The following is a 14,311-nucleotide window of genomic DNA, read 5'->3' on the forward strand; positions in this document are numbered from 1 at the left end:
AACTTGGCCTGGGACATTTCGAAGGCCGGAACTGGCGCGGGTTTCATCATCATGCAACTCTATCGATCGCTGCCTATAGCTTCCTGGTTCTGGAGCGGTGCCTTTTTCCCCCCTCAAGCAACTCGTGGCCAATCAAAGCAGCCCACATCCAGATTCACATACCCCGCGTGCGATCCGACTACACGCCCAGAGGCGCTGCCCGTCCGCACAGAACGGCATAATCCTCAATCCATTACCACCCTGCGCCGACAGATCGCAACCCACCTTGCACGCTCTCTGCCCAGATGTCCCTGTTGTCTGCATCTACGTTTATAACACAGTAGTACTAGAGAGCGTCCAATAAAATCCAAACTAAAACCCCAGCAAAAACTGGGTTTTGGTGTTTTTACGTCCAAAGAGATTTCGAGGAAGCCACTTATTGCGCGGGGGTACAGTAGGGGTACTTTAGTCAGAGCAGAAGGGGGTATTTTCTCCAGATTGGGAGAGCTCGAGGAAGATAGCGTAACGGACATTCAGGTAAAGAAAGCCAAGACCGAGGAAAAGCCGTATCGGCTCAGCGATGCGGCTGGCATTTCTCTTCTATGGTTAACACCCGCCGGCGGCAAACTTTGGTGCTCAAACGAGCGAAGACAAAGAACAATCCGTACAAGATCTGTAATGGCAGAAATCTGTTACCTATGGTCACGCCCCAAGGCGAAAAGCTATGGCGCTGGGCATTTTAGGTATGGGGAAAGCCCATCTCATGACATTCGGTAAGTATCCTAATGCTTAGCTGATCCGTACGCTGCAATAACGACGTTCCAGGCATCTGGAGCCATATGACTTTTCTGCTCGATACCGGTATCTACAGTGCGGCCCTCGCGTAAGTTAAAGCGGATGAGTCATCTCAAGTGGGCGTACCCAGGCATCAAACTGCTCTGCAGTGAGGAAGCCGAGCTTCAAAGCAGCCTCACGCAAGCTAAGGTCTTCGTGGTATGCCGTCAATGAGATCTTCGCCGCCTTCTCGTATCCAATGTGCGGGTTGAGCGCCGTCACCAACATCAGACAATTGTCGAGATGTTCTTTGATTCGTTTCTCATTTGGCTCGATTCCAATGGCGCAACGATCACAGAAAGAGCGCGAGGCGTCGGCGAGGAGTTCGATCGACATTAGAACGTTGTGCAGTATGACCGGCTTATATACATTCAGTTGGAAATTACCTTGCGAACCTGCAAACGCCACGGCGTGGTCGTTACCAAACACCTGGACTGCAACCATCGTGAGTGCCTCGCACTGAGTGGGATTGATCTTCCCCGGCATGATGGAGGAGCCAGGTTCGTTTTCAGGAAGTTTGAGTTCACCGATCCCGACGCGCGGACCACAAGCATACCAACGCACATCGTTGGCGATCTTCATCAGTGCCCCCGCAAGCGTGCGAAGCGCTCCGCTCACGCTGACCATGCCGTCGTGTGCTGAGAGTGCTGCAAATTTGTTGGGAGCTGAGACAAATGGCCGACCAGTCTCTTCAGCGATCCTCCGAGCAGATACTTCACCGAAGCGGGGATGAGCATTGAGGCCCGTGCCAACTGCCGTGCCCCCGATGGCCAGTTCGTAAACTCGCGGGAGAGATCGGCGAATGTCTTCGAGTGCCTGGTCGATCTGCGCTACCCAGCCGGAGATCAATTGGCCCAGAGTAAGCGGCGTAGCATCCTGCAGGTGGGTTCGCCCCACCATGACGAGACCGTTGTACTCTTGCGATTTCTGTTCGAATACATCGCGCAGCGCGTTGAGAGCAGGAAACAACCTATTCTCGATCGCTTCGACAGTGGCAATGTGCATCGCGGTGGGGAAGGTGTCATTCGAAGACTGACTATGATTCACATCGTCATTGGGATGAATTGGTTGTTTTGAGCCAACCACACCGCCCGCAAGCTGGATCGCACGATTGGCGATTACCTCGTTGGCGTTCATGTTGGTCTGCGTCCCAGAGCCGGTCTGAAACACGACCAACGGAAACTCATCATCCCATCTGCCGTCGATCACTTCTTGGGAGGCACGTACGATCAGATCGACTTTTTCCTTAGAAAGCTGACCCAATTCGCCGTTGGCCAGGGCAGCACATTTCTTTAAAATACCGAGTGCTCGAATGACCGGGCGACCCCAGCGAAAGCGTTCGACTCCAATCGGAAAATTGAGATGCGAGCGCTGCGTCTGCGCACCCCACAAGTGATCGGCTGGAACGTGGACGTCGCCGAGGGCGTCCTCCTCAACACGGTATGCATCAGGCATCATTTCTCTCACCGCCACATTTCAAGATTTCACCGCCGCGTCGCAACGGGCTTCAGGGCCATGTGTGAACATGCGCCTGAGCCTGTTGATTTAGATGCTAGTGAGCATCCTTTCGAAGTTGTGCCTCGTCGCCTTCCTGAAACTACTCGTTAGAGTCGTCAGCAGATGGCAGCTGCGCAACGCTGGGAATAACGAGTGGCTCCCGGTGTCGGCGCCAGACCGATCGAATCAGATCGCGGTTCATCTTCCCGATGAACTCCATGGGTATCCGCTTGGGACATACTGCTTCACATTCCCCATGATTTGTGCAGCTGCCAAACAGCTCGTTTCTCATCGCGACCACCATGCTGAGCGTCCTCTGGTCGCGCTGCGGTTGGCCCTGCGGGAGCGAGTTCAGGTGAGTTATTTTGGCGGAAGTGAAAAGCATGGCGGATGCATTCGGGCAGGCCGCGACGCAGGCTCCACAGCCAATGCACGCGGCCGCATCCATCGCAGTGTCTGAATCCTCTTTCCGAATCAAAATTGAATTGGCGTCAGGAGCGCTTCCGGTGGGTGCGCTGATGAAGCCTCCTGCCTGGATGATTCGGTCAAAGGCTGACCGATTCACGACCAGATCGCGAATCACCGGAAAGGCCCGGGCGCGCCACGGCTCGAGTGTCAGCGTGTCCCCATCTTTGAAGAAGCGCATTGCGAGTTGGCAAACGGTGGTGCCGCGCTGCCCGCCGTGGGCTACACCGTTGATCAGGAAACCGCATGAGCCGCAGATGCCCTCACGGCAATCGTGGTCGAAGGCGATGGGAGGCTCCTTTTGGCTGATCAGGTCCTCGTTGAGGGAATCGAGCATTTCGAGGAACGACATGTCGGGTGTCACGTCCTTCGCCTGATAGCTGACGAAGCTGCCCGCTGCGTCGGCGCTTTGCTGCCGCCAAACTTTGAGCGTGAGATTCATGGCTACTTGTAACTCCTTTGGGAGAGAGGAACGTATTCGAAGGCCAGCGGTTCTTTGTAAAGTGCCGGCGACTGGCCGGCACCCTTCCATTCCCAGGCGGCTGTATAAGCGAAATTGGCGTCGTCACGCTTGGCCTCACCCTCCGATGTCTGGCTTTCCACACGGAAATGGCCTCCGCACGACTCTGTTCGGTCTAATGCGTCGGTGCACATGAGTTCGGCGAGTTCGAGGAAGTCGGAGATTCGGTTCGCCTTCTCGAGACTCTGGTTCAGCTCCTCGCCCGTGCCGACGACACGAAGGTTTTGCCAGAACTCCTCACGTATTTCAGGAATTCGAGCGAGCGCATTGCGCAATCCTGCATCAGACCGGGCCATGCCACAGTCATCCCAAACAATCTTTCCAAGTTCTTTATGGAACGAATCGGGACTGCGTTTGCCGTTGATCGCAAGCAGCTTGTCGAGACGATCTTTCACCTCGGCCTTCGTCGCCTTGAACGCGCTATCCGAGGTGCTGACAGGATCCAATTTCGTGGAAGCAATGTAATCGGGCACAGTCGCCGGCAGGATGAAGTAGCCGTCAGCGAGACCCTGCATGAGCGCGCTGGCACCGAGCCGGTTTGCGCCGTGGTCGGAGAAGTTCGCTTCGCCACCAACAAACAGCCCGGAAATGGTTGACATCAGGTGATAATCAACCCAAAGTCCGCCCATGGTGTAGTGCGGAGCAGGATAGATGCGCATCGGCACCTTATACGCATCGTCTCCAGTAATTCTCTGATAGATTTCGAACAGGTTGCCGTACTTCTCGCGGATAGTGTGCAAACCGAGGCGGTGAATAGCATCGGCGAAATCTAGGAAGACACCCTGCCCGTTCGGCCCTACTCCGCGCCCCTCATCGCATACTTCCTTCGCGTTGCGCGACGCGACGTCGCGAGGAACAAGATTGCCAAAGCTTGGGTAACGGTTCTCGAGATAGTAGTCGCGCTCGCTTTCTGGAATATCATTTGGCGCGCGGGTGTCATGCTGTTTCTTGGTAACCCATATCCGTCCATCATTTCGCAGCGATTCGGACATCAGCGTCAGCTTGGACTGATAGTCATTGCTCGACGGGATGCACGTCGGATGAATCTGGGTGAAACAGGGATTGCCAAAGAGGGCGCCACGGCGGTGAGCTCGCCAGATGGCGGTGCAGTTAGATGCCTTGGCGTTCGTCGAGAGGTAGAAAACATTGGAATACCCTCCCGTTGCGAGCACAACCACGTCGGCAGCGTGGCAGTCTATCTGCCCGGTAACCAGTTCGCGCGTGACGACGCCGCGCGCTCTGCCATGGACGATAACCACGTCCATCAGTTCATGCCGGAAATGCATCGTGACTGTTCCGGCGGCTATCTGCTCTTCGAGGGCCTGGTAAGCACCGAGCAATAACTGCTGCCCGGTCTGGCCTCGCGCGTAGAACGTTCGTTCGACCTGCACGCCGCCAAAGGACCGATTGTCCAGGAGTCCGCCATACTCTCTTGCAAACGGCACGCCTTGAGCCACGCACTGGTCGATGATGTTACCGCTAACTTCCGCCAGTCGATAGACGTTGGCTTCACGGGCACGAAAATCGCCGCCTTTGACCGTGTCCTTGAACAGGCGCAAGATGCTGTCGCCGTCGTTGCGGTAATTCTTGGAGGCGTTAATGCCTCCCTGAGCTGCGATGGAGTGCGCTCGGCGTGGAGTGTCGTGATAGGAAAAGCAGTGGACGTGGTAGCCTTGGCGCCCGAGAGTAGCGGCCGCTGCCGCCCCCGCCAACCCTGAGCCCACCACGATGATCGAGTGCTTGCGGCGATTCGCGGGATTCACCAGCTTCATGTCGTAGCGGCACTTGCCCCACTTCTGCTCGATTGGACCTGAGGGTATCCTTGCTTCCAACATTTGTGTTCATCCTTTAATGAAGGTGATCGGCTAATGAAGGTGATCAGCGATTAGTGCAGCCAGTCTGCAAGTACCGATACCGGAACTGAGCTGAATCCGAGGAAAACCACGATCGCAATCGCTCGTGAAACGAACTTCAGCGTCCGTTCGTTTCGCGCGGTGTTCCAGCCAAGAGTTTGCAGCATGCTCCAGATTCCGTGATCCAGGTGCAGGCAAAGCGTGCCCATCGCTACAATGTAGAAGATCGCAACGGGCCAGACTGTGAAGGCTGCCATCACGTTCTGGTAAACCTCGAGATGTTTGAACTGTCCGGCATAGAACCCAACTGCACCTGCGGTCAGGTGAAAGAGATGAAAGATGATGAAGGCGACCAGGATGACCCCGCCCCAGCGCATTAAGCGTGCTGAGAAGGTCGTCTCAATGTTGCGTTTGACGCCATATCCAACTGGCCGCGCAGCCCAGCTCATCCTGCTGAGCTGGACTGCGGCGGTGATGTGAAGGGCCACACATAAGAGCAGGACGATTCGCACCACCCAGAGCAATTGTCCATAGGCAAGCTCAGGTGTACCTACTTCCCGCAGGAACCGTGAGTAGGCGTTGATCTCATCAGGACCTGAAAATATTTTGAGATTGCCTAACATGTGGGCGATCACGAAGCCCACAAGCACCACTCCGGTGACCGCCATTACTATCTTCTTGCCGATCATGGTGTGCCAGAAGGCCAGTGCACGATGGCTGGCGACAATGTTTTGCGTGGTCACATTGTCACCCGGGCGAACTACCGGATTCGAGCTTGCATTGGTTGACATTCGAACCTCACTTTCGTTGCCTGTTATTCCAATGGCGCGTAAGCAGGCGTCCACTGTGTTTTCAGCACGCGCCTACGCAGTTCGTCCTCACTGAGCGCGGGAGCGACGCCATCGTTTTGTGCCTCGACTCCAACTGCGAATGCGATTTCTGCAGCAACTCTCCTCAGGTCGGTTAACGACGGAAGTAATGATGCGGCGGGATCTTTGAGCGCCGGTGAATTTCCGCCGAGCACCCGTGCCGCTGCGAGCATCATCGGCTCGGTGACCCGCCGCGCGCCGGATGCAATGATCCCAAGTCCTATAGCGGGAAAGATATAAACGTTATTACACTGCGCGATGGGGATCCTGCGACCGCCATAATTGACGGGGGCAAAAGGAGAACCTGATGCGACTAGGGCACGTCCCTCGGTCCAGTGAATAAGATCGTCTGCCTTGGCCTCCGACTTTGAGGTCGGATTAGAGAGTGGGAAGATGATCGGCCGCTCCACCTTACGTGCCATTTCACGAACAATCGATTCCGAGAAGGCACCCCCAACGGTTGAGAGACCGATAAGAATCGTCGCATTGATCTTTCCGATCACGTCGGCAAGACTGATGTGTCCGTTGGAAGTATGAGGCCAGCCAGCCACCTCGCTCTCGGGTCTGGCATAAACGGTCTGCTCCGAAGTGAGATCTTTTCGACCTGAATGGAGCAGGCCATCTTTATCGATAACCCAGAAGCGGCTGCGCGCCTCATCTTCAGTTAGTCCCTCGCCTTTCATTGCCGCACGTAATCCATCAGCAACACCTATGCCAGCCGACCCGGCGCCGAGCATAACGATCTTTTGGTCCTTCAAACTCTTTCCAGTCACATTGACCGCGCCAAGAACTGCTCCCAATGCAACTGCTGCGGTGCTTTGGATGTCGTCGTTGAAAGTCAGCAGTTCATCACGGTAACGCTGGAGAATGGGCAGGGCGTGTGGAGTCGCGAAATCTTCCCATTGCAAGCATGTTCCGGGAAACTCCTGCTTTACCGCCTGGACAAACTGATCAACGAAGTCGAAATAAGCCTGCCCGGTAATCCGTTCATGACGCCATCCGAGGTACTCAGGATCGTTGAGTCGTTCCGTGTTGTTGGTTCCCACATCCAACACGATCGGCAACGTTCGTTCGGGACGAATACCTCCGATGAGTGTGTACAGCGAAAGCTTGCCGATGGGGATGCCGAGCCCACCTGCGCCCTGATCGCCGATGCCAAGAATGCGTTCGCCGTCGGTCACGACGATCACATCGACGTCCTTATTCGGACGACTCCGCAATAGCTCGGGAATTGAGTCTCGGAGAGGATATGAAATGAATAGTCCACGAGGTCGTCTGTAAATGTGGCTGAATTGTTCGCATGCCAGCGCGACCGTTGGTGTATAAACAAGCGGCGTCATTTCTTCGATGTGGTCGAGGAGAAGTTTGTAGAACAGGACTTCGTTTGTATCCTGCAGAGCGCGCAAATAGATATGCCGTTCCAGGTCGCTGTCTTTTTCCTGGAATGCCTCGTAAGCGCGGACCACCTGCTCGTCAAGGGTTTCCACGTGCGGCGGAAGCAGAGCGTGAAGGCCAAATTTTGTGCGCTCCTCCTCGGTAAAAGCTGTACCTTTGTTGAGGCCTTGCCGGTTAAGGAGATCCATACCGTAAGGTATCTCCGACGGACCGGAATGCGAGACCGATAGTGCTGTTGTCATTTGCGTGTTCCCTTCTCCTTGCAGTTGATCAAATTGGAAGCCCATCAGCGACTGAGATTGACTCGCGCCAAGTCAATGATTTCGCCACCGCCCGGTTGAATGCCCGCCCATCATGGTCGAGAGCCTGCCGAATCTGGATGCCACCTGGTCTGGATTTCTAGCTCTGAGCCGCTGAACTCCTGCTTCCAAGAACATCTGCAAGTCGGTCAGCTATTCTCCTTGCCATGTCCCTGCTTTCTCATCCTCAATAGAGTTCTGCAAATAGATCACCAAATCCACTGCTCGCCTAACCGCCTCATCTGCAGCATTCAAACGGCTTATTCGCTACCCGCAGCGGGCATCGTGGGGAAATCCTGACACCTGTTGAAGCCTTGACGCAAACTGACAGAATATTCGAAGGCAAGCCCACTGAACCAGGTGTGAGATGGCCGGTGGCTCGCCTTTCCGAATCTTGGATGTGGTCGTTGCCGAACCATGAAGTGAGATTCCTAAGTCATACGCACAAAAGGAGACCCGCGCCAAAACATTCAGCGCGGGCCTCAGTCAAAGTCGTGGAATCGTACTTCAATGCTATCCAGATCTCCTCATCGAGATGCCTTACGGGGATGACCTGTTTTGTTCTGACACAAACCTCTGCATAGGCGAGACAGTAGGTTGCAGTGGCCCGGAATCGCAAAAGACGATCCCGGGCCACAGGGAATTCCACTCAGAAGTCCAGCCGCAACGCCAGTTGCCCCGTCCGATTCCCCGCATTATCCGCGGTCTGCACCGCCGTGATCTGCCCGAACGAATCCAGAGCCGACACATTCACCGGCGGAGGCGCGAAGTTCGGATGGTTCGGAAGGTTCGTGAATGTGGCCTCGAACCGCATCTTCAGCGACTCATGCAGCTGGAAGGTCTTCGACAGTCCACCCGCAATCGCCGTCGTGCCCGGCCCGACAAGGCTGCCTACAGCGCAGTTGCCGATGCGCCCCGCTCCGGGAATAGGATTGAACGCGTTGATGTTGTAGTAGCTGTTCAGCGTGCGATGCGCCGGAACCGGGTTTCCGATGCAATCAGGTCGCAGAGCCGCGCCGCGGAAGACCAGGTTCAGGTTCGCTGTGTCGTTCCCCGGGCTCGTCGTCGGAGTAAGGTACGGACCCGTCTGTCACAGAGAAACCGTGCTGATCTCCCAGCCACCAAAGATCGCGTCCTCAAACCGGTTCATGTTGCTTAGATACTGACGATTGCTGCCGAACGGAAGCTGATAGATCGCCGACACCAGAAACCTCTGCCGCCGCGTACCCACCACGTTGCCGCGATTCGCCCTCAGGTTGAAGTGGTCCGCCACCGGAGTTCCATAGTTAACCTCCGGAGCAAACACCGAAGGAGCATCGCCCGCTGCATTGCTCAGGTTCTTCGCCCAGGTCTGATTCACCTGGAAGAGAAGCCCATGATGCGTCCTCTGGTTGAGCTCCGTCTGCAGCGCCTGGTAGTTCGCATTGCCCGCGTTCTCGCTCGACAGAATCCTTCCCCAGTTCGGATACGGCCTCTTGCTGTAGTCGTTCGGAGTCACACTCGCATGCTGCTGGTTCAGATCGACCGTCTGCCCCATGCGATACGAGTTCATCCCAACATAGCTGACGCGCAGGCTCAGATCATTCGTAACCTGCCGCTCCGCCGTAAGGTTCCACTGCGCCGCCTGCGGATCGCGGAAGTGCAGATTCACGTTCTGGTAGAAGTCCCCCGTCCCGGCCGACTCCTCCGACGTAAGCGGGGCTGCCACGTTCGGGAACTGAAACGCTGCCTTCCCGTCCGGAAGCAGGTTCGCCGTCGTCTGCACCACGCCCACATTGATGTTCGTCGTGTTGAACGAGAGTTGCCCCAGGCTCGTCATGGTGAAGACGCCGAAGCCCGCGCGCAAGACCGTCTTGTTGTCGCCGAACGGACGATACGCCACACCGAGCCGCGGCTGAAAGTTCTTCTTATAGAACTGGCGCAGCCCGTCGCCCACGCCCACCTTGCTGGCCTTCTCGATCGGCGCGCACGGCAGGTTCCCATTCACGCCAGGACACGCATTGATCGTGTTCAGCATCGCCTGTCGCGCGGTCCCGTTGTTCGTAAGTATGAACCCGCCGTTCGAAGGATCGAACGCGCCCAGGTTGTTGTTATCGCTGATAAATGGCGGCAGCGCCTGCCAGCGCAGACCAGCGCTAAGCGTGATGTACCGCGTCATGTGCCACTCATCCTGCCCATACAAGCCGGCCTGATAGGCATGCAGCTTCGTATCGGGCCCCGATTGCGCAACGTAGCTCTTCGATGGCAGGCCGAGCAAAAGGTCTGCAAACGCGTTTCCGCTGAACGTCGCTGCATTGAAGGTGAACGCACCAAAGTCGTTCGATCCGCCAAAGCTCTCCAGATCGGTATAGCGAACCCTGCGGAAGTCCACGCCAAACTTCACCGTATGGTTGCCCTTCACCCAAGAAAGATTGTCGGTGAACTGGAGCGTCTGCGACCGCGTCGTTCCCGTCTTGTCGCAGCCAATTGTATTAAAGTTCGTTCCGTCGCTGTAATCAAACGTCGGAAACGCATTCACGTTGGGAACATCGCTCAGGTTCAACCCTTGCAACCCAAGCTGCTGCACCGCGCTCGCGCCGCTGATGGGGAAGTCGACAACGGCGGTGTAGTAGGTGAGTCCAAACCGCGCCTCGTTCAACAGTGTCGGGCGAATTGTGTAGTTGTGCGACAGAATCAGGTTGCGGTTCGACTCTTTGTGCACCTCCGTCGGCAGCAGGTTGTTCGTAAACGTCGAGTCCACGTTCTTCCAGCTCCAGCGTCCATAGATCTGCTGTTTGTCGCTGATGGTGCGGTCGATACGAACGTCGTATCCGTTGATGTTCGCCGGCGTGGATGCCTGCACGCGGTAGTTGCCCGTCGTGTCGGTGCCATTGTCGAAGTTCGGAAGCGGCACATAGTTCTTGAACAGCGATTGTGAGACAGCGCTCAGCCTGTTGGACGGAATCTGATTGTTCGCGAACGGCTTTCCCGTGGCAGGGTCAACCACCGCCGGCCCCCGGAAGGTTCGTCAGGTCGCCCGAACGCATCGCTGCCGTCGGTACGCTGAGCACCAGCGGAGTCGTAAACCGCCGCCGATTCCCCTCATAGTCCGCAAAGAAGAAGGTCTTGTCCTCGCCAGCCTTTACGTGCGGCAGGCGCAGCGGCCCGCTGAAGCTTCCGCCGAAGGTGTTGTAAGCCTTGTGCGCCTTGTTGTCGAAACCCCAGGTCGTTGCGTCGAGGGCGCTGTTCTGCAGATACTCGAATGCGCTGCCGTGAAAGTCCTTCTTACCGCTCTTGGTGATGATGGTCACGTCGGCCATCTGCGAGAACTCGGCGTTGTTATTGAACTGCGTCACCTTCAACTCGCTGATCAACTCCGATGACGGATTCATATTGTTCAGCGCGCCGTTCTGCCGGATGTTCACCGTCGATGTGCCATCGACCGAGTACTGGATCTGCGCCGACGTACCTCCGCCGATCGAGGATTGCCGCTCGAGTCCTGCTGGACTCCGGGCACCGCAACCAGCGCCGCCAGCGGACTGTCGTTGCCTCCGCGATAGTTCATGGGAAGCTGCACTACCTGGTTGAACTTCTTCGTGTCTCCAATGGTTCCGTTTTCCGTGTTCACTTCAGCGGTCTCTGCTGCTTCAACGTCCACGGTCGTCACCGAACCCGCCAACTGTAGCTTTACATCGGCACGCAGTTGCTGTCTCGCGTCGAGTGTCACCTTCGACAGAGTCTTATCGACAAAATTGTCCGCTGAAGCGGTAATCGAGTACGTGCCTGGGTTGAGGTTCAACACCAGATACTCTCCCGCCTCATTGGTGCGGGTCTCTCTTGTCGTATTGTCATCCATGTTTTTGACGTGTATCACAGCGTCGGGCACCACCGCGCCGGATGGATCCTGCACGGTGCCGATGATGCTTCCGAACGTCGACTGCGCATGCACAGCTGTGGTTTGGCAGACGAAGGCGAGACATAGAGCAGCGAGCAGATATAGCCACTTCCACATACCTGCTTGTGCTGCTAAAACACTCCTGGAATCCCTCTCAGTGCTATGAAATCTTGCATCACCCTGCTCGCTGCAGGTCACTTCTTTCGTCATGACTGGCGAATCAGACTTGGAAAGCCTCCAAATGTAGGTCATTCGTATCACCTCGTAGGGCCGGACGTCGCCGGCCATCCTCAGTGAATCGCGAGATCCGTAAGAAGCGCATAAACGCTGTCCTTATGAGTTTTTTATGGGTTTAAAGCTAAACTTTGCGTTCACCGGGATCAAGCGAGAATGACCAAGAGATCAATTCGTGTGGTCGCTACCAGGATCGTCCTTGGAAGCACTGCGTCCCTGCTTTTTACCTGGGTGTGGCCTACCAATTTCATTTCAATCTCTCGTCGGCTACCTCGATTCATCTCTTTCTCGTGACGGCGATTGCATTGCGCTGGGGCTTTCTGGAAGCGAGCGCCATATCGCTGCTATCGGTGGTTTGTCTCGATTACTTTTTCACCCAGCCGCTGTTCCAGCTTTATATGACGGATACCCATGACTGGGTAGCCCTGGCCACTTTTGAAAGCGTTGCCCTGCTGGTGAGCCGTCTCTCCAATCAGGTTAGCCGTCATGCTCGCGAAGCCGAGATGCATCGATCGCAACTCCAGAAGCTGTATGAATTGAGTCAGAATGTTCTTCTGCTGGACCATCAGAAACCGGTCGATCAGCAGCTAACGAACCTGATTCAAGCCACACTCCACGTGAAGGGAGTTGCGCTATGGAACGCCTACGACCTGCATCTGTGCACAAGCGGCACCTGTGAGATCACAGACGATGAGGTTCGTTCCACCTACTTTGCAGAGTGCAACGAGGATAACTCCCTGACCGCCACGTCCCGACGCGTCCTTCGCTCAGGCACGCGAGCCATTGGGTCGCTGGTCATCTGCGGTCATTCGCTCGATGAGGCTTCGATCAATGCAACCGCTTCGTTAACGGCCGTTGTGATCGAGCGGGCGCGCTCGTTCTCTGCGGAGAGCACCGCCGAAGCAGCCCGGCAAAGTGAGCAACTTCGTTCCGCCGTGCTGGACGGTCTTGCGCATGCGTTCAAAACTCCGTTGACAACGATTCGAAGCTCCAGTTCCGGCTTGCTTGAAATGGGGACGTTGTCGGGTGCGGAGAAGAGGCTCGTGGCCCTGATCGATGAACATGCTGGTCATCTCAACGATCTGACGACGCGTCTTCTCCGCACCGCAAGGATCGATAGTGCCGACCTTAGATTGAAGCGGGAACAGATCGACCTCATTCAACTGATAGAGAATAGCGTTGAAGCGTCCCAGCAGGAGCTCGGCGCACGCCCAGTCCAGCTTCTGGCGAGAACGCGGAGCCTGGTATGGGCCGATAGGCAACTTCTGGAGATGGCGTTTTTTCAACTGCTGGATAATGCGGCTAAATACGGAAGCCCTGACTCTTCCATCACGATTGACGTTCAGGAAGAACCTGCGGAGACGCTTATCAGCGTAAGGAATGAAGGTTCTTTTATCCCTCCTCACGAGAGGGAGAGGATATTCCATCGTTTCTATCGCAGTCCCGGCTCGGATCGCAGGGCGTCCGGGACGGGTATTGGTTTATCCGTAGTGAAGCGGATAACGGAGGCACACCAGGGACGCGCCTGGGTGAACAGCGGCGAGCGCACGGGGACCACATTCTTTCTCACGTTGCCCCGAACAGCAAAGGAGATGGATACGTGGCACAGCGAATGAATGTGCTCATCGTAGAGGACGATGCAGGAATCCGGCAGAGCCTGTTTGAGACTCTGACTGCATTGGGATTCACGATCGGGGAGGCCAGCAATGGAGAGCAAGCCCTATTGCGCCTGCGAATGGTCGACTACGACGCAGTGTTGCTCGACATCAATATGCCTGGGATGGGAGGAATCGAAACATGTCGGAGAATTCACCGCAGCCACCCCCATGTTCCTATCATTATGCTCACGGTGCGAGAAGAAGAAGACGACAAGGTGGAGGCGCTCGATGCGGGCGCGGATGACTATGTGACCAAGCCCTTTCAGATTCGAGAACTGACCGCGAGATTGCGTTCGGCAATCCGTCGCTCGAAGGCGTCGGCAGTCCAGTCCGATTCCTCTGTCGTGATCGGTGGCTTACAGCTTGATCCTGATCGGCATCGAGTTGAAAAGATGGGACAGGAGGTTCGCCTCTCCGAAAGAGTTCGCGGTGTTGCGTTATTTGATGGAGCATGCCGGCCGGCCCATACCACACCAACGGCTACTGACTTCCATATGGGGTTCAGGGTATGGCAACGAACGTGAATATTTGCGTGTGATTATCAACCAGCTTCGAAAAAAAAATCGAAGACGACCCGGCGCGGCCCTCTTATATCTTGACGGAAAGCTACATCGGCTATCGCTTTCGAGAGGCGTAAGGCGACTTGCTTCTCGTCTCGAGGTAACAACTCAGTCTGACTTATAGATACCAAGGAATATTGAGCATGACGCGCTGATTGCCGCGTACCAGCAGCAACAGCTTTAGTAGCTGGGCTCGCTGGTTGTGGAGCGGAGTATGCCACCAGTGTTTTACGACGAGTTCGGAGACCACCACATGTGTCTACCTTGGATCTCA

At 55.9% G+C, this 14,311-nt stretch carries 10 protein-coding genes and 2 pseudogenes; 4 read left to right on the forward strand and 8 right to left on the reverse strand.

Annotation, left to right across the window (positions count from 1 at the left end):
* Positions 1-221, forward strand: a pseudogene (locus Q363_RS43685) (IS701 family transposase); the annotation flags it as partial.
* Positions 222-867: 646 nt separating this feature from the next.
* Here the strand turns inward: Q363_RS43685 and fumC are convergent.
* The 8 genes and pseudogenes from fumC to Q363_RS35660 form a co-directional block, all read right to left on the reverse strand.
* A complete protein-coding gene (fumC, locus tag Q363_RS03965) occupies positions 868-2,271 on the reverse strand; it encodes a class II fumarate hydratase (protein WP_157466515.1) in 1,404 nt (467 codons plus the stop codon).
* Between the two features lie 139 nt (positions 2,272-2,410).
* On the reverse strand, positions 2,411-3,217 hold the full coding sequence (locus Q363_RS03970; protein ID WP_051978339.1) for a succinate dehydrogenase/fumarate reductase iron-sulfur subunit: 807 nt from the start codon (positions 3,215-3,217) through the stop codon (positions 2,411-2,413).
* A gap of 2 nt (positions 3,218-3,219) precedes the next feature.
* Entirely contained in the window at positions 3,220-5,130 is a 1,911-nt protein-coding gene (locus Q363_RS03975; protein WP_035348047.1) for a fumarate reductase/succinate dehydrogenase flavoprotein subunit, read from the reverse strand.
* A 50-nt stretch (positions 5,131-5,180) separates the two neighbouring features.
* Positions 5,181-5,939, reverse strand: a complete 759-nt coding sequence (locus tag Q363_RS03980; protein WP_051978340.1) for a succinate dehydrogenase cytochrome b subunit — start codon at positions 5,937-5,939, stop codon at positions 5,181-5,183.
* Between the two features lie 23 nt (positions 5,940-5,962).
* Complete coding sequence (locus Q363_RS03985) at positions 5,963-7,654, reverse strand: NAD-dependent malic enzyme (RefSeq protein WP_245632021.1); 1,692 nt, start codon at positions 7,652-7,654, stop codon at positions 5,963-5,965.
* Positions 7,655-8,360: 706 nt separating this feature from the next.
* Positions 8,361-10,697, reverse strand: a pseudogene (locus Q363_RS35650) (outer membrane beta-barrel protein).
* A complete protein-coding gene (locus tag Q363_RS35655; protein ID WP_051978342.1) occupies positions 10,690-11,115 on the reverse strand; it encodes an outer membrane beta-barrel protein in 426 nt (141 codons plus the stop codon). The pseudogene Q363_RS35650 and the gene Q363_RS35655 overlap by 8 nt, the downstream one beginning before the upstream one ends.
* Complete coding sequence (locus Q363_RS35660) at positions 11,112-11,702, reverse strand: carboxypeptidase-like regulatory domain-containing protein (protein ID WP_051978343.1); 591 nt, start codon at positions 11,700-11,702, stop codon at positions 11,112-11,114. The genes Q363_RS35655 and Q363_RS35660 overlap by 4 nt, the downstream gene beginning before the upstream one ends.
* 248 nt (positions 11,703-11,950) lie before the next feature.
* Here Q363_RS35660 and Q363_RS03995 point away from each other — a divergent pair, with 248 nt between their 5' ends.
* The 3 genes from Q363_RS03995 to Q363_RS43690 are packed head-to-tail and all read left to right on the forward strand — an operon-like array spanning position 11,951 to position 14,161.
* Positions 11,951-13,435, forward strand: a complete 1,485-nt coding sequence (locus Q363_RS03995; protein WP_084079967.1) for an ATP-binding protein — start codon at positions 11,951-11,953, stop codon at positions 13,433-13,435.
* Positions 13,432-14,001 carry a response regulator transcription factor gene (locus Q363_RS04000; protein ID WP_051978344.1) on the forward strand — a complete coding sequence of 190 codons (570 nt, stop codon included), beginning with the start codon at positions 13,432-13,434 and terminating at the stop codon, positions 13,999-14,001. The genes Q363_RS03995 and Q363_RS04000 overlap by 4 nt, the downstream gene beginning before the upstream one ends.
* Positions 13,922-14,161, forward strand: coding sequence for a winged helix-turn-helix domain-containing protein (locus tag Q363_RS43690; protein WP_245632042.1), 240 nt, complete (start codon positions 13,922-13,924; stop codon positions 14,159-14,161). The genes Q363_RS04000 and Q363_RS43690 overlap by 80 nt, the downstream gene beginning before the upstream one ends.
* The last annotated feature ends 150 nt before the right edge of the window (positions 14,162-14,311 follow it).

The sequence above is a fragment of the Edaphobacter aggregans DSM 19364 genome, from assembly GCF_000745965.1.
Lineage (GTDB): Bacteria > Acidobacteriota > Terriglobia > Terriglobales > Acidobacteriaceae > Edaphobacter > Edaphobacter aggregans.

Excerpts from the sequence above, each read along its gene's own strand:
- Q363_RS35660 (WP_051978343.1), bottom strand. The coding sequence starts at position 11,702 with ATGTGGAAGTGGCTATATCTGCTCGCTGCTCTATGTCTCGCCTTCGTC.
- Q363_RS03980 (WP_051978340.1), bottom strand. The coding sequence starts at position 5,939 with ATGTCAACCAATGCAAGCTCGAATCCGGTAGTTCGCCCGGGTGACAAT.
- Q363_RS04000 (WP_051978344.1), top strand. The coding sequence starts at position 13,432 with ATGAATGTGCTCATCGTAGAGGACGATGCAGGAATCCGGCAGAGCCTG.
- Q363_RS03970 (WP_051978339.1), bottom strand. The coding sequence starts at position 3,217 with ATGAATCTCACGCTCAAAGTTTGGCGGCAGCAAAGCGCCGACGCAGCG.
- Q363_RS03975 (WP_035348047.1), bottom strand. The coding sequence starts at position 5,130 with ATGTTGGAAGCAAGGATACCCTCAGGTCCAATCGAGCAGAAGTGGGGC.
- fumC (WP_157466515.1), bottom strand. The coding sequence starts at position 2,271 with ATGATGCCTGATGCATACCGTGTTGAGGAGGACGCCCTCGGCGACGTC.
- Q363_RS43690 (WP_245632042.1), top strand. The coding sequence starts at position 13,922 with ATGGAGCATGCCGGCCGGCCCATACCACACCAACGGCTACTGACTTCC.
- Q363_RS03985 (WP_245632021.1), bottom strand. The coding sequence starts at position 7,654 with ATGACAACAGCACTATCGGTCTCGCATTCCGGTCCGTCGGAGATACCT.